The sequence below is a fragment of the Sphingomonas lenta genome, assembly GCF_002288825.1.
In the GTDB taxonomy this organism is placed as follows: domain Bacteria; phylum Pseudomonadota; class Alphaproteobacteria; order Sphingomonadales; family Sphingomonadaceae; genus Sphingomonas; species Sphingomonas lenta.
Window position 1 is genome coordinate 320,384 of the sequence record NZ_NSLI01000001.1, and the last position, 14,249, is coordinate 334,632.

Annotated in this window: 15 protein-coding genes and 2 riboswitches; of the genes, 5 read left to right on the plus strand and 10 right to left on the minus strand. The window is 69.8% G+C overall.

Annotated elements, in window-relative coordinates:
- Positions 1–43: 43 nt before the first annotated feature.
- From CKY28_RS01520 to CKY28_RS01550, 7 genes are read right to left on the minus strand one after another with little or no spacing between them, the layout of a single operon-like run.
- On the minus strand, positions 44–1,048 hold the full coding sequence (locus tag CKY28_RS01520; protein WP_176472913.1) for a type II secretion system F family protein: 1,005 nt from the start codon (positions 1,046–1,048) through the stop codon (positions 44–46).
- Positions 1,049–1,059: 11 nt separating this feature from the next.
- Positions 1,060–2,034, minus strand: a complete 975-nt coding sequence (locus tag CKY28_RS01525) for a type II secretion system F family protein (protein WP_095996568.1) — start codon at positions 2,032–2,034, stop codon at positions 1,060–1,062.
- 55 nt (positions 2,035–2,089) lie between these two features.
- Entirely contained in the window at positions 2,090–3,388 is a 1,299-nt protein-coding gene (locus tag CKY28_RS01530; RefSeq protein ID WP_095996569.1) for a CpaE/TadZ family protein, read from the minus strand.
- Complete coding sequence (locus CKY28_RS01535) at positions 3,385–3,981, minus strand: CpaD family pilus assembly protein (RefSeq protein ID WP_095996570.1); 597 nt, start codon at positions 3,979–3,981, stop codon at positions 3,385–3,387. Before CKY28_RS01535 ends, CKY28_RS01530 begins: the two co-directional genes overlap by 4 nt.
- A 28-nt stretch (positions 3,982–4,009) precedes the next feature.
- Positions 4,010–5,587 (minus strand): type II and III secretion system protein family protein, encoded by a 1,578-nt coding sequence (locus CKY28_RS01540; protein WP_245841488.1) that lies wholly within the window; start codon positions 5,585–5,587, stop codon positions 4,010–4,012.
- A 1-nt stretch (position 5,588) separates the two neighbouring features.
- Positions 5,589–6,560 carry a Flp pilus assembly protein CpaB gene (cpaB, locus tag CKY28_RS01545; protein ID WP_095996571.1) on the minus strand — a complete coding sequence of 324 codons (972 nt, stop codon included), beginning with the start codon at positions 6,558–6,560 and terminating at the stop codon, positions 5,589–5,591.
- Between the two features lie 43 nt (positions 6,561–6,603).
- Positions 6,604–7,080 (minus strand): A24 family peptidase, encoded by a 477-nt coding sequence (locus tag CKY28_RS01550; protein ID WP_176472914.1) that lies wholly within the window; start codon positions 7,078–7,080, stop codon positions 6,604–6,606.
- Positions 7,081–7,160: 80 nt separating this feature from the next.
- Between CKY28_RS01550 and CKY28_RS01555 the strand changes: the two genes are divergently transcribed.
- Positions 7,161–8,075 carry an alpha/beta fold hydrolase gene (locus tag CKY28_RS01555; RefSeq protein ID WP_245841489.1) on the plus strand — a complete coding sequence of 305 codons (915 nt, stop codon included), beginning with the start codon at positions 7,161–7,163 and terminating at the stop codon, positions 8,073–8,075.
- Positions 8,072–9,142 carry an NAD(P)/FAD-dependent oxidoreductase gene (locus CKY28_RS01560; RefSeq protein WP_095996573.1) on the plus strand — a complete coding sequence of 357 codons (1,071 nt, stop codon included), beginning with the start codon at positions 8,072–8,074 and terminating at the stop codon, positions 9,140–9,142. Before CKY28_RS01555 ends, CKY28_RS01560 begins: the two co-directional genes overlap by 4 nt.
- Before the next feature lie 146 nt (positions 9,143–9,288).
- On the opposite strand, the gene rnhA is transcribed toward CKY28_RS01560, so the two are convergent.
- The 3 genes from rnhA to ispH are packed head-to-tail and all read right to left on the minus strand — an operon-like array spanning position 9,289 to position 11,623.
- Positions 9,289–9,729, minus strand: coding sequence for a ribonuclease HI (gene rnhA / locus CKY28_RS01565; protein ID WP_095996574.1), 441 nt, complete (start codon positions 9,727–9,729; stop codon positions 9,289–9,291).
- On the minus strand, positions 9,726–10,676 hold the full coding sequence (gene thrB / locus CKY28_RS01570; RefSeq protein WP_095996575.1) for a homoserine kinase: 951 nt from the start codon (positions 10,674–10,676) through the stop codon (positions 9,726–9,728). The genes rnhA and thrB overlap by 4 nt, the downstream gene beginning before the upstream one ends.
- Positions 10,676–11,623 carry a 4-hydroxy-3-methylbut-2-enyl diphosphate reductase gene (gene ispH / locus CKY28_RS01575; RefSeq protein WP_095996576.1) on the minus strand — a complete coding sequence of 316 codons (948 nt, stop codon included), beginning with the start codon at positions 11,621–11,623 and terminating at the stop codon, positions 10,676–10,678. Before ispH ends, thrB begins: the two co-directional genes overlap by 1 nt.
- A gap of 44 nt (positions 11,624–11,667) precedes the next feature.
- Between ispH and CKY28_RS01580 the strand changes: the two genes are divergently transcribed.
- The 3 genes from CKY28_RS01580 to gcvH all read left to right on the plus strand — a co-directional run bounded on the left by CKY28_RS01580 (position 11,668) and on the right by gcvH (position 14,247).
- Positions 11,668–12,348 carry a hypothetical protein gene (locus CKY28_RS01580; protein WP_425442475.1) on the plus strand — a complete coding sequence of 227 codons (681 nt, stop codon included), beginning with the start codon at positions 11,668–11,670 and terminating at the stop codon, positions 12,346–12,348.
- Between the two features lie 75 nt (positions 12,349–12,423).
- Positions 12,424–12,512: riboswitch (glycine riboswitch) on the plus strand.
- Positions 12,513–12,610: riboswitch (glycine riboswitch) on the plus strand.
- Between the two features lie 147 nt (positions 12,611–12,757).
- The gene (gene gcvT / locus CKY28_RS01585; RefSeq protein ID WP_095996888.1) at positions 12,758–13,876 is read left to right on the plus strand and encodes a glycine cleavage system aminomethyltransferase GcvT; all 1,119 of its coding nucleotides are present in this window, start codon (positions 12,758–12,760) and stop codon (positions 13,874–13,876) included.
- Positions 13,876–14,247: a glycine cleavage system protein GcvH gene (gene gcvH, locus CKY28_RS01590; protein WP_095996889.1), complete on the plus strand. Its 372-nt coding sequence runs from the start codon at positions 13,876–13,878 to the stop codon at positions 14,245–14,247. The genes gcvT and gcvH overlap by 1 nt, the downstream gene beginning before the upstream one ends.
- Positions 14,248–14,249 lie beyond the last annotated feature (2 nt).

The following is a 14,249-nucleotide window of genomic DNA, read 5'->3' on the forward strand; positions in this document are numbered from 1 at the left end:
TCCTCCTGTTACGGAGGATCAACGATCGGAACCGCGCCCGGTTTCAGCCCACGCCGCCGCCGGCCATCAGCGTGTCCTTGATCGAGCACGCGGCGGGGCCGAGGATAACGATGAACAGCACGGGCAGGATGAACAGGATCAGCGGCACCGTCATGATCGCGGGAAGCCGGGCGGCCTTCTCCTCCGCGCGCATCATGCGCTCGTTGCGGAACTCGGCCGACAGCACCCGGAGCGCGGACGCCAGCGGCGTGCCGTACTTCTCCGTCTGGATCATGGTCGTGACCACGCCCTTGATCGCTTCCAAGTCGACGCGCATCGCCAGGTTCTCGAACGCCTGGCGTCGGTCGGTCAGGAAGCCCAGCTCGATCGCGGTAAGCGCGAACTCGTCGCCCAGCTCCGGATAGCCGCGGCCCAGCTCCTTGGCGACGCGATGGAACGCGGCGTCCACCGTCAAGCCTGCTTCAGCGCAGATCACCAGCAGGTCGAGCGCGTCAGGCAGGCCCTTGCGGATCGCGTCCGAGCGCTTCTGGATCTTGTTCTTGAGGTAGATGTCGGGCGCCTTGTAGCTCAGCACCAGCGTGCCCGCGAGGAACAGGTAGCGCTTGAGCGGCGACCAGTGCGCGACCTGGTCGGTCCCGTACACGTACCACCCGACGAGCAGGCCCAATATGATGGGCGTGACCAGGCGTCCGAAGATCACCGCCACCGCCCAATCCTTGGACCGGATGCCCGCCTGCATCAGCTTGATCTGCGCGACCTTGACCTGATCGTCCTGCAGCACCTTCATCGACTGCAGGAGGTTGCGGATGCGGTCGGTGGTCTCATTGCGCTGGACCAACTTGGCGCGACGCTTGGTCGACGCGGTGATGCCGGCCTTCAACTGCTCGCGGCGGTCGTTCAGCGACTTGACGCGCTTCGCCATCGGGTCGCGCACGGTGAGCGCGGCGTAAAGCGCGAGCATGACCGCGAAGGTGGCGACCCCCGACAGGACCGTCGCCACCCAGATCACATCCACGCCCAGCAGCGTCGGTCCGGTTGCCTGCGCCATCGTCTACGCCCTCAAATCTCGAACCGGATCATCTTGGCCATGATGCCGGCCCCGATGGTCATCCAAATCAGGCCGAACAGCCCTGCGACGATCAGCCGCTCGTCGACGAAGAATTGCACCATGTACTTCTGGTTGAGGTTGTAGATCAGCGCGAACACGATGAAGGGCAGCGCGCCGATGATATAGGCGGACGCCTTTGCTTCCGATGACATGGCCTTGATCTTCAGCTTCATCTGCGCGCGCTTGCGCAGCACGTCGGCGAGGTTGGCGAGCGTCTCGGCCAAGTTGCCGCCCGTCTCGCGCTGGATCGCGATGGTGATCACGAAGAACTGGAACTCGGGCGTGCCGAGCCGGTCGGCGGTCTCCTGAAGCGCGGCGTCCATCGAGCGGCCGATCTTCATCTTGTCGGCGATAGCGCGGAACTCCTCGCCGACAGGACCGCTCACCTCCTGGCCGACCACGCCAATCGTCTCGGTGATCGGCAGACCGGAACGCAGGCCGCGCACCAGCAAGTCGATCGCGTCCGGAAAGCGCGTGTTGAACGCGTTCACGCGCCGCGAAATGGTGATCCCGACCGCCAGGTGCGGAAAGCCGATGCCGATAAACAGCCCCAAAAACATCGCCAGGAAGAACGGCGCGCCCTTGGCCCAGGCGAGCGTCGCGATCACGACGAGGGCGCCCGCGCTGACCAAGCCGTACTGGCCCACCGTCCAGCTCTTGCCCGTCATGGCGAGCCGCTTGGCGAGCTGCGCGGGGTTGGGCAGAAGGCGGCCGACCGCCAAGTCCATCTTGGTGTCGCGCGCCGCGGTGATCTTGCGCAGCTGCGCGTCGGCGGCGACGGCGCGGTTTTCCGAGTGGCGCTCGCGCACCGCCTGCAGCCGCCGCGACTGGGCGCGCCCGCCCGACGGCCCCGCGAAGGCGAACAGCAGCATTCCCAGGAGCGTCACCGCGCCGAGCGCGACGAGCATGACCGGCATCAGTTCCATCGCGCGCTCGCGTCCTCCCAACGACCCGCCACCCTCGCGCGGCGGGCCGAGCCCCTCACTTGCCGGCCGGCTTCTTGGCGAGCAGGCCCTTCAGCCCGCCGAGCAGCGACGTGCCCTTGGCGTCGCCCTTGGGCTTGCCCTTGCCTTTACCCTTCGCCTCCGCGTCGTCGGCCAGCGTCTCGACGGCGCCGGTCACGCGGCCGGCCAACTGCACCAGCGGCGTGGCCGTCTTGCCGTTCTTGCCGGCCTCGGCGAGGGGCTTGCCCAGCTTGGCCGCCTGCGCCGCGAGTTTCTGGTCGAAGGGCACCACCAGGTCGAGCTTGCGCTCGATCGAGTTCTCGAAGTCCTTGCGCGTGATCTCGAGCTGCGAGCCGCCGTGCATCTTGTTCGCGACCACGATCACCTGCGTGCCCGGCGCGTTGGTCTTGAGCCAGGACAGTACGCGGATCGCGTCTCGCGCGGACGCCAGCGTCAACTCCGTCACCACCACGGCGACCTGGATGTCGCCGATGAGGTGCGGATGCTGGACCAGCATGGCGCGGGGCAGGTCGACGACCGTCGCTTCGAAGGCGGCGCGCATTTCTTCCTGCAATTGGAAGAAGGCGGATCCGTCCGTCATCACCGGCGCGTTGATCGGCGCCTCCGCAGACAGCACGGCCAGCTTCTCCGACGCCTTCACCATCGCGCGCTCGATGAAGAGCCCGTCGATGCGGCTGGGGTTCTCGATCGCGTCCGTGAGCCCGCGGCCCGGCTCCAGGTCGAGCGCCAGCGCGCCCGTGCCGAAATGCACGTCCAGGTCGAGCAGCGCGGTCGACCGGCCCTCCTTCGCCGACAAGAGCCAGGCGAGCGAGGTCGCGACCGTGGACGCGCCCACGCCGCCGCGCGTGCCGATCACCGCCACCGCGCAATGCGGCCGCTCGACCGCGGCCTCGGCGTGGCGCGGCGCGTTGAGCACCGCCTGCGCGTGGCTGAACGCGTCGCGCAGCATGTCGGACGACAGTGGCTTAAGCAGGTAATCCTGGATGCCGCTCGCCACCAAGTCGCGGTACAGCCGCACGTCGTTGATCTGCCCGGCGGCGATCACCACCGTCCCCGGCTCGCACACCTCGGCGAGCGAGTTGATGTCGTGGAGCGGGTCGCCCGATTCCGACAGATCGACGAACAGCACCTGTGGGCTCGCCGACACCGACAGCGTCTGCACCGCATTGCGTAGGCCGCCTTTGTTGACCTTCTCCGCGTTCCAGCCGAGCTCGAGCGCGATCGGGCGGACGGCGTCGCCCGCGACGTCGTCGCAGACGAACGCCATGAACGGCTCGCGCGAGCCTAGCCCTGCGGGCTTCCAGGGCGCGTTCACTTGGACCCTCCCGTCGAGCGCGTACGGTAGCCGTTGATCGCCCGACCGGAAATCGCGGGATCGGCCGACTCCGCGCCGTCGCGGCCGTTCACCAGGTCGACCGGGTTCGCGACCATCGCTGCGAAGTTCGCGTTGGTCGCGCAACCGAAGCCGGAAGAGGTGTGGTTGTCGTTGTTCTGCGTCACGTCGCGGCTCCAGTCGGGGCAGCCCGGCACCGAGGCGCGCGCGCGGCTGACGACGACGCGCACCGTACCCGGTGCGACCGGCGCAGGGGTCACCGGAGCGTCGCCCGCGAGCAGCAGGCCGTAGCCCTCGACCACGCCCGCCACCTCGGCGCGCGCGCCCGGGGCCGTGCCCGAGGGATCGTCAACGGTGACGCGGTCGCCGTAACCGAGGCGAAGCGCGTCGAACCATCCGGCGAGCCGCGCCTGCTCGCCCTGGGCGAGCCCCTGGCCCGCGGCGCGCAGGTCGAGGAGATAGTCGGAGCGCTGCACCACCGGCTGGTGCACCGACTCGAGCCCGCGGTTCTGGGTGCCCATGCAGCCCGCCAGCAGCAGCGCGGCCGAGGCTAGAAAGGATTTGGCGTGGATCATATGGTTCGGTCCTCCAGCCCTTGGCGGATCAGTTAAAGAAGCCCGGAGCGGCGCCGGCCCTGACCTTGCGCGCCGCCTTGGGCGCCCGCCGGTCCTCGGCGTCGCGGTTCGGCTGCACGGGCGCGGGCGCCGGCGGAACCGGAGCGGCGGCGCCGATCGCGGGAGTTGCTACGGGCGGCGCCACGGTCGGGACCGGACGGCTCGGGCCCGGTTGCCCGCTCATCCTGCCCAGCAGTACCTGCTCCACGTCCGTCGCGGTGCGGTATCCGTCGGTCGGCAGCGCGATGTCCGCGGGGTTGCTCACCGGCTTCACGAGGTAGGGCGTGATCACGATCACCAGCTCCGTCTCGTTGCGGCGGAACGCGTTGGACCGGAACAGCGCGCCGATGATGGGCAGGTTGCCCAGCGCCGGCGTCCGCTCGATCGAGTTGCTGTGCACGTTCGACAGCAGCCCGGCGATCATCATGCTCTGGCCGGATCCCAGCTCCAGCGTCGTCTCGGCGCGACGCGTGCTCAGCGCCGGAATGCTGGTGCCGTTGATCTGCACCGCGCCCTCGAAGGTGATCTGCGACACCTCCGGCCGGACCCGCAGCGAGATGCGCCCGTCCGACAGGACGGTCGGGGTGTAGGTGAGACCGATGCCGTAAGGCTTGAACTCGACCGACACCGCGCCCAGCCCCTGAGCGAGCGGGATCGGGATCTCGCCGCCTGCCAGGAAGCTCGCCGTTTCGCCGGAGAGCGCCGTCAGGTTGGGCCGGGCGAGCGTCGTCGCCTGCCCGAGCGTCTCGCCCAGGTCGATCGCCGAGAGGATGTCGAGTCCGAGGAGCCGGCCCGCCAGGCCCAGCGTCGTCCGCTGCGAACCCTGCTGGTAGAGATAGGACGTACCCGTCGGCCCCCGCGTGATCGTGCCGGGATCGCGTCCGGACACCGCGCCGAAAAGGAAGCCGCTCGTCGCGTCCTGAGCCTCGAAATTGACGCCGATGTTCTTGATGAACGTCCGGCTCACCTCCGCGATGCGGACCTGCAGGTTCACCTGCAGCGGCGTCGCGGTCTTCAGGCGCGAGAGCACCTTGGTCTGGTCGCCGACGATCGCCTGCACCAGGCGTTCGGCCTCGGCGGCGTCCTCCGGCGCGGCGACCGTGCCCGTCAGCAGCACCAGCCCGTTCAGCGACGTGGCGGTGATCTTCGACTCGGGCATTGCCAGCTTCAGCATGGACGCCAGCGAGTCGATGTTGTTGCCGACGCGCACCGTCGCGGAGAACACGATCTCGCCGTTCTTGCCCGTCGCCGAGATCGTCGTGTCGCCCACCGCCGTGCCGAACAGGTAGAGTTCGGTGGGCGTGCGGACATGGACGTCCGCCACGCCGGGGTTGGAGATGAACACGTCGGTGACCGGTCGGTTCAACGTGATCAACCGGCCCTTGCCGGTGGCCACATGGACCACGGTCGACCCGACCGTCTTGCGCGCCAGCGCCCGCTGCACCGCGGCCTTCTGCGCCGCCGGGCTCTGCGCCGCCGCCGGCGCCGCACCGCCCGGCATGCCCCCCGCGAGCGCGGCGGCGATGATCGCGGCTAGGGAACGGCCGTACTTGCCTGCCATCCGCATCTTACTTTCCTTTGATCTCGAGCTTTTCGACCGCACGGCCGCGCGCGATGTTCATGCTGGGCGGCGCCGGCGGCGGCGCCTGGATCTCCTTGACCGGCACCGTGCGGCGCTCGAAGCGCGAGACGTCGCCGCCGGTCGAGAAGGTGGAGCGTCCGGACTGGGGGCGGCTGACGGCGCGCGTCAGCACCGCCGCCTCGGCATTCGGCCCGCCCGCAGGCACGTTGACCGTGCCGCCGGCGATCGCCGCGTCGAGCTCCGCCCCGCTGTCCGCGAGCGCCCGGAGCGACAGCGACAGCGAACCCAGCGTCTGCGCCACCGCGACCTGCTCGGCGATGCGGGGCGTCGCCTCCACCGTCACGCTGGAGAAGTTGCGGACCTGCGTCTTGCCGTCCTCGCCGACCTGGTTGTCGGTGCGCTGGTCGGTCGCGAGCACGCGGAGGTTGCGCACCACCGTCTCCGACACGCGAAGCGGATCGCCGGTGCCGGCCCCCTGGACCTCCTGCGTCAGCATCAAGTCGACCCGGTCGCCCGGAAACACGAACCCGGACACCGAGTTCACGCCGGAGACCGGAAAGGTGACCGCGCGCATGCCTGGGCTCAGCGCCGCCGCCAGGAAGCCGCGGTCGCCGGGCTTGACGAGCTGGCCCTGCGTGATCGGCTGGCCCGCGGTGACGGGATTGCGCACGACCGTGCCCTGGAGCTTGCCGATGTCGGTGCCTTCCTTGAGGAAATAGGCGCCGTCCACCAGCTCCTTGGGCCAGGGCTGGAACTTGACCGCGGTCGCGTCCAGGATGGTGCCGACCGGCAGCGCGCGCGTGGCGACCAGCACCTCCGGCCCGTCGACCTTGACGGGGGGCGGCGCGGCGACCGCCACGGGTGCGGGGTCGCCCATGATAAGCGAGCGCGCCATGAAGGCGGTGACCGCCGCCACGATCAGCGCGCCCACCAGCAGAATGACCTTGCGACTATCCATGCTTCACTCGTGCCTTTCGGTACCGCGGACGGTTTCTCTCGGATTAAGTATGCTGGAGGTGATTAAGGATCGGTTCGCGGAGCGAGAGCAGGCCCGCGATGGCGATGGCCACGCCGTAGGGCACTTCGATCTCGCCCTTGCGCCACCGCCGCTCGATCATCAGCAGGACGGTGATCACGCCGCCCGCGATCGACATCACGACCAGCAGCTGCGCCAGCGCGGGGAAGGGGAACCACAGCGCCAGCGCCGCGATCATCTTCACGTCGCCGCCGCCCATCATGCCCAGCCGGAATGCGGCGGCGAACAGGCCGAACACCGCGACAGCGACGCCCAGCTGCACCGCGACGCCCGGCCAGAGCTCGAGGCCGACCGCCCACCACCAGAAGGGGGCGAGCGCGGCGATCAGCCCGTTTTTCCAATTGGCGATCTCGCGCGTGCGCACGTCCTGCAGCCCCGCCGACAACAGCAGAAGCATAAGCCCGGCGACCAGCGTCGCCGCCATGACCGAATCCCATCCCATCGTCCCGCAGGCTAGACGGCCCGGCTTACGAAAGGGTAACCGCCGCGTCAGTGAACAGCGTTACCGCTCTTTCTTCACGCTTGCCTCCCGCCGCCGTGCTCGGCGACTGGACCGCGCCCGACGGATGGCGGCATCGCCGCTTCGACCTGGCCGCGGAACGCGCGCGCGGTCGCCTACTTTTCCAGGGCGGCCGGTCGGACGTGTTCGAGAAGTATCTGGAGGCGATCGGCCACCTGCACGCCCGCGGCTGGTCGGTGACGTCGTTCGACTGGCGGGGGCAGGGCGGCTCGGGCCGGCTCTCGCCCGATCCGCGCGTCGGGCACGCCACCGACTTCTCGGTGTTCGTCCGCGACCTCGCCGCCTTCTGGGCCGAGTGGACGGCCGAAGGGGAGGGACCGCACGTCGTGCTCGGCCACTCGATGGGCGGGCACATGACGCTCCGCGCGCTGGCGGAGGGCGCGATCGATCCCGCGGGCGCGATCCTGTCCGCACCCATGATCCGGGTGCGCTCGCCTTTCGGAGCATGGGCGAGCACCCGCATCGCGCGCTACATGGCGGGGAAGGGCGATCCCGCCCGCCCCGCATGGAAGTGGAGCGACGAGCAGACGGCGGTGGAGCGTCGCCGACGGCGCCTCACGCTCGACAACGCGCGCGGGCAGGACGAGCGTTGGTGGTACGACGACAAGCCCGACCTGGAGCTCGGGCCGCCGAGCTGGGCCTGGATCGCCGAAGCCTTCGCCGCCGGCGCGGCGCTGGAGAACGACCCGCGCCTGGAACGGGTGCGCACGCCGGTCCTCATGCTCGTCGCCGACGCGGACAAGCTGGTGGACGCGCGCGCGTCATTCCGCGTCGCGGCCAAGCTGCCCCGGTGCGAGCTCGTCCGCTTCGGCGCGGCGGAGTCGGCGCACGAGATCCTGCGCGAGTCGCTCCCCGTCCAGGCGCGCGCCTTCGCCACCATCGACGATTTCCTCGACCGCATGGCGGGGCGGGGATGACGCGGTGCGACGTCGCGATCGTCGGCGCGGGGATCGCGGGCGCTAGCCTCGCGGCCGAGCTCGCGCCGCACGCGTCGGTCGTGCTGCTCGAATCGGAGGACGTCGCCGGCTATCACGCCACCGGCCGCTCCGCCGCCTTCTGGTCGGAGACGTACGGCGGACCCGGCATCCAGCCGCTCACCTCCGCCTCCGCCCAGAGCCTGCGCAACTTCCTCCAGCCGCTCGGCTCGCTCCACATCGGCCGTGCGAAGGACTCGCCCGCGATCGAGCGCTTGCTTCGCGACTTCCGCGACACGCAGGTCGAGCTCCGCCCCGTCGATGCGAAGATGGTGGTGCCGGGATTGCGCCCCGAATGGACGCTGGCCGTGTGGGAGCCGAGCTGCGCCTATATCGACGTGGCGGGCCTCCACGCCGATCGCCTCGCCGCCGCGCGCCGGGCAGGCGCGACGGTGATGACCAGCGCCTCGCTCCAGGAGGCCAAACGTGCCGAGAGCCGCTGGCGCATCCGCACCCCCGTCGGCGAGGTCGATGCCGCAATCCTCGTGAACGCGGCGGGGGCATGGGCGGACCCGGTCGCCGAACGCGCGGGCGCGTCGCCGCTGGAGATCAAGGCGTACCGCCGCACGCTCGCGCAGCTGCGCACCGACCCGCCTGCGCCGTCCGACCTGCCCATGGTGATTGACATCGCCGGCGGCTTCTACTTCAAGCCGGAGGCGGGCGGGCGATTATGGCTCTCCCCGCACGACGAGACGCCTACCGACCCATGCGACGCCGCGCCCGAGGAGCTGGACGTGGCGGTCGCGATCGACCGCTTCGAGCGTGTGGTCGACTGGCGCGTCGCCGCCGTGGAACGGAAGTGGGCGGGCCTGCGAAGCTTCGCCCCCGACCGGCTGCCCGTGTTCGGCTGGGACGCGCTCCTTCCCGGCTTCTTCTGGTGCGCGGGCCAGGGCGGCTTCGGCATCCAGACCGCCCCCGCCGCCGCGGCGCTCTGCGCGGCGCTGATCCTCGACCGCGACGTAGCCTACGGCCTGGACCCGAGCCGCTACGCCCCGACCCGCTTCTCTTAATTATGATTCCTCCCCCGCTAACAGCGGGGGAGGTGGCGCGCGTAGCGCGACGGAGGGGGAGCGACGGGATACGGCTTCGCCCCGTACCCCCACCACCACGCCCTACGGGCGCGGTCCCCCTCCCCCGCTGTAAGCGGGGGAGGATTTCACCGCTTCTCCACCCCCAACGCCGCATCGCTCGCCAGCCGGTCCGCACGCTCGTTGTCCGGGTGCCCGGCATGACCCTTCACCCAGACCCACTCGATCTTGTGCCGCTTCGCCGCCTCCAACAGCGCCTGCCACAGCTCCGCGTTCTTGACCGGCTTCTTGTCCGCCGTCCGCCAGCCGTTGCGCTGCCAGCCGTGGATCCACTTGGTCAGCCCGTCCATCACGTAGCGGCTGTCCGTCGACAGCTTGACCTGGCACGGCCGCTTGAGCGCGTTCAGCGCCTCGATCGCGGCGGTCAGCTCCATGCGGTTGTTGGTGGTCGGGTTCTCCGCGCCGAAGAGCTCCTTCTCCTTGTCCCCCGCCCGGATCACCGCCCCCCAGCCGCCGGGGCCGGGATTACCCTTGCAGGCCCCGTCCGTGGCGATCTCCACTTCCGTCACGCGAACAAATCCTCCCGCTCGTACGATTCGAGCCGGCGGACATAGGCCAGCGGGTCCTTGCGCGTCACCAGCGCGTCGGCGGGCGTGTTGAGCCAGTCCCAGGTGCGCGTCAGCGCGAACCTGACGCACGCGCCGCGCGCCAGCACCGACAACGCGCGCCGCTCCTCGTTCGACAGGTGGAACGCCGACCGGTACCCCTCGACCAGCGCCCGCCCGACCCCCGCGTCGTAGCGCTCGCCCGCGAGGTCGAACGCCCAGGCCGAGTGCATGACCGCCAGGTCGTACGCGCGCACGTCCGTGCAGGCGAAATAGAAGTCGATCAGCCCCGTGACCCGGTCGCCGAGCATCAGCACATTGTCCGGGAACAGGTCCGCGTGGATCACCGCACGCGGCAGCTGGTGCGGCCACTCACGCTCGATCTGCGCGAGCGCCTCGTCCAGCCGCGCATATAGGCCCGGCGCGACTTCGTCCGCCGCCGTCCCGCACCGCTCCAGAAGCGGCCGCCAGGCCTCCATACCGAGCGAGTTCGGCCGAGTTCGGTCGAAGCCGACGCTGGCGGCGTGCATGCGCCCCAGCGCCTCACCCGCCGCCCGTGCTTTCTCCGGTGTGGATTCTGTAACCGCCAGCCCCGGCAGGAACTCGATCAGGCACGCCGGACGGCCGGCGACCCGTTGAATCCGCTCACCTTTCCGATTCGCCAGGGCGCGCGGCACGGGCAGGCCCCGCCCGGCGAGGTGCTGGATCAAATCCAGAAAGAACGGCAGGTCGATCTCGGAAACGCGTTTCTCATAAAGCGTGAGGATGTACCTGGACCGCGTCGTGTCGAGGAGGAAATTCGAGTTCTCGATTCCCTCGGCGATGCCCTTGAGCGCGACGGGCTCTCCGACGTCGAATCGCTCGAGTAGGCGCGCGAGCTCGTCGGCCCCCACCTGCGTATAGACCGCCATCAGGCGGCCGCGTCGAGTCCGCGCGGCAGCTTGAAGGCGATGTTCTCGCGCGTCGTCTCGACCTCGCGCTCGACCACCTGGAACCGCTCGGACAGCCGGTCGACCAGCTCGCGCACCAGCAGCTCCGGCGCCGACGCGCCCGCCGTGATGCCCAGCGTCGACACGCCGTCCAGGAACGCCCAGTCGAGCTCGGCGGCGCGCTGGATCAGCTTGGCCTTGACGCCCTCGCGCTCGGCGACCTCGACCAGGCGCAAGGAGTTGGACGAGTTGGGGGCGCCGATCACCAGCATCGCGTCCACCCGCGGCGCGATCGCCTTCACCGCCGCCTGCCGGTTCGACGTGGCGTAGCAGATGTCCTCGCCGCGCGGCCCCTCCACCGCCGGGAAACGCCGCTTCAGCGCCGCCACGATTTCGGCCGTGTCGTCCACCGACAGCGTCGTCTGCGTCAGGAACGACAGGTTCAGCGGGTCGGCGACCTCCATTTTCGCCACGTCGTCGACCGTCTCGACCAGCGTCATCGTGCCCGCGGGCACCTGGCCGAACGTGCCGATCACTTCCGGGTGGCCGGCGTGGCCGATGAACACGATGTGCCGTCCCGCCGCGACTTGCCGCTCCGCCTGCCGGTGCACCTTGCTCACCAGCGGGCAGGTCGCGTCCAGGTAATCGAGGCCGCGGTCCTGCGCCGCCGTCGGCACCGACTTGGGCACGCCGTGCGCGGAGAAGACCACGGGCGCGCCGTCCGGCACTTCGTCCAGCTCCTCCACGAACACCGCGCCCTTGGCTTTGAGCGAGTCCACGACGAAGCGGTTGTGCACGATCTCGTGGCGGACGTAGACGGGCGGGCCGTGCTTCTCGATCGCGAGCTCGACGATTCGGATCGCGCGATCGACGCCCGCGCAGAACCCGCGCGGCGCCGCGATGAACAGTTGGAGGACTGGATAGGTCACACCCCCATCTAACCCCTCCCTTGCCCCCGCGAAAGGCGGTTCCTATGACGGCGCATCCCGCGTTCCCGTCCGAAGGTCTCCCTGTGAAATCACCCCGCTTCGCCGTCCTCCTCACGCCGGCGCTGATCCTCGCCGGTTGCGCGCGCACGGGCGAGATCGACGCGACCGGCGGCATCAGCGCGGTGCGCTCCGCCTGCCCGACCGTGGGCGTGGCGGCGGGGACGGGCGATATCACGCTGTTCGACCCGCCCACCAGCCGCGAGCAGTCGGCGATCGACGTGACGGCGGTGATCACCAACGTGCGCTCGACGTGCAACGATACCGGCGACCAGATCGCGACCACCGTCACATTCGATGTGCTCGGCCGCCGTACGCGCACCGACGCCCCACGCGAGGTCACGCTACCCTATTACATCGCCATCGTTCGCGGCGGCAGCAACGTCACCGCCAAGCGCGTCGGCCAAGTCGCGCTCCGCTTCGAAGCGGGCCAGCCCCGTGCGAGCGCGCAGGCGCAGGCGGTAAGCTACGTCAGCCGCGCCGCCGCCACCCTGCCGGAGGAGGTACGTCGCCAGCTCACCCGCCGTCGCAAGGCCGGCGACGAGGACGCTGCGGTCGACCCGCTGACCCAGCCCGAGGTGCGCCAGGCCGTGCTTGCCGCGACATTCGAGGCGCTGGTCGGCTTTCAGCTCACCGATGAGCAGCTGCGCTACAACGCCACACGTTGATCGACGCGCGGTCGGGCGTTGACAGCCGCCCTTCGCTCTCGCACAGCCTACAGGGTCGATGTCGGGCGACCGGCATAGGCGCGCGCGGGAGAGCGCTGCTTTCAGCAGCCGCCGAAGGAGCAACCGCCCCGGAATCTCTCAGGCACCAGGACCGCGCGAGGCCATCGACACTCTGGAAAGCGCTCGGCCTTCGGCCGGGCCACCGAAGGGGTAAGCCGGCCGGCCGGTGAAAGCTCTCAGGTTCCGTGACAGAGGGGGAACTGGATGTAGTGGAAGAAGCTTTCCGCGGTCCGCCCTTTTGTCTGGAGCTGAGTTGATGAGCGAAGCAGTCCATGGCGGTTCCACCGAACACGGCGCCAGAGGCACCGAGTTCCGGCACGACGAGGAAGGCGGCGAGCCCGCGCCGCAGATGCTGGCGCTCGATCGCTGGCACCGCGCGCAGGGCGGTCGCATGGTCCCGTTCGCCGGCTACGAGATGCCCGTCCAGTACGAGGGCATCATGGCCGAGCACCTCTGGACGCGTACGTCCGCGGGACTGTTCGACGTCAGCCATATGGGCCAGGTGCTGCTGACCGGCGCGGAAGTCGACCGCTCGCTCGAACGGCTGCTGCCCGGCGACGTGACGGGGCTGGGCGAGGGCAAGCTGCGCTACTCGCTGCTGCTGGCCGAAAACGGCGGCGTGCTCGACGACCTGATGGTCACGCGCCTGCCCACGGCCAACCCGTTCTCGGATGAACCGGGCGCGCTCTACATGGTCGTGAACGGCGCGACCAAATATGACGACGTATCCTATCTGCTCGACCAATTGCCCGAGGACGTCACGATCAATTTGATGGACGACCGCGGGCTGTTTGCGGTGCAGGGTCCCAAGGCGATCGACGCCGTCTCGCGTCTCGTGCCCGGCGTCGAGCGGCTGGTATTTATGACGGGCGGTGCGTTCGAGTGGCGGGGCGCCACGCTCTGGATCAGCCGCTCCGGCTACACCGGCGAGGACGGCTTCGAGATCTCCGTGCCTGAGAGCCACGCCGAGGCGCTGGCCGACGCGCTCCTGGAGCAGCCGGAGGTGAAGCCGATCGGTTTGGGCGCGCGCGACTCGCTCCGGCTCGAGGCGGGGCTGCCGCTCTACGGCCACGACATGGACCCGGAGATCTCGCCCGTCATGGCAGATCTCGGCTTCGCGCTGTCGAAGCGTCGCCGCGAGGCCGCCGACTTCCTCGGCGCGACACGCATCCTGCTCGAGCGCGAGCAGGGGCCGATCGCCAAACGCGTGGGCCTGATCGTCGAGGGCCGCCAGCCGGTGCGCGAGGGCGCGGTCGTGGTCGACGACGAGGCGTCCGAGGTCGGCCGCGTCACGTCGGGCGGCTTCGCGCCGACGCTGGGCCAGCCGATCGCGATGGCCTATGTCCCCGCCGCGATGGCGCAGCCCGGCACCGTCGTCACCCTGGCGCAGCGCGGCAAGCTGCACCGGGCGACCGTCGCCCCCATGCCTTTCGTCCCCCACCGCTATGTCCGCGCAGGAGCTAAATGATGGCCCGTTACTTCACCGAAGAACATGAGTGGATCGAGATCGACGGCGACGTCGGCACCGTCGGCATCAGCGAGTACGCCCAGAGCCAGCTCGGCGACATCGTGTTCGTGGATGTGCCCGACGAGGGCAAGGAGTTCGCCAAGGGCGACGAGGCCGCGGTGGTCGAGTCGGTCAAGGCCGCGTCCGACGTCTACGCGCCCGCGTCCGGCACGGTGATCGAGGGCAACTCGGCGCTGACCGACGACCCGTCGCTCGTCAACTCGGACCCGGAAGGCGACGGCTGGTTCTTCCGCATCTCGCTGTCTGACTCGAGCGAGCTCGAGGAGCTGATGGACGAGGACGCCTATGCGAGCTTCGTGAAGAAGCTCTGACC

Coding starts and splice junctions, on each gene's coding strand:
- CKY28_RS01520 (WP_176472913.1), bottom strand. CDS start 1,048: ATGGCGCAGGCAACCGGACCGACGCTGCTGGGCGTGGATGTGATCTGG.
- CKY28_RS01525 (WP_095996568.1), bottom strand. CDS start 2,034: ATGGAACTGATGCCGGTCATGCTCGTCGCGCTCGGCGCGGTGACGCTC.
- CKY28_RS01535 (WP_095996570.1), bottom strand. CDS start 3,981: ATGATCCACGCCAAATCCTTTCTAGCCTCGGCCGCGCTGCTGCTGGCG.
- CKY28_RS01540 (WP_245841488.1), bottom strand. CDS start 5,587: ATGCGGATGGCAGGCAAGTACGGCCGTTCCCTAGCCGCGATCATCGCC.
- cpaB (WP_095996571.1), bottom strand. CDS start 6,560: ATGGATAGTCGCAAGGTCATTCTGCTGGTGGGCGCGCTGATCGTGGCG.
- CKY28_RS01550 (WP_176472914.1), bottom strand. CDS start 7,080: ATGGGATGGGATTCGGTCATGGCGGCGACGCTGGTCGCCGGGCTTATG.
- CKY28_RS01560 (WP_095996573.1), top strand. CDS start 8,072: ATGACGCGGTGCGACGTCGCGATCGTCGGCGCGGGGATCGCGGGCGCT.
- thrB (WP_095996575.1), bottom strand. CDS start 10,676: ATGGCGGTCTATACGCAGGTGGGGGCCGACGAGCTCGCGCGCCTACTC.
- CKY28_RS01580 (WP_425442475.1), top strand. CDS start 11,668: ATGACGGCGCATCCCGCGTTCCCGTCCGAAGGTCTCCCTGTGAAATCA.
- gcvT (WP_095996888.1), top strand. CDS start 12,758: ATGCTGGCGCTCGATCGCTGGCACCGCGCGCAGGGCGGTCGCATGGTC.
- gcvH (WP_095996889.1), top strand. CDS start 13,876: ATGGCCCGTTACTTCACCGAAGAACATGAGTGGATCGAGATCGACGGC.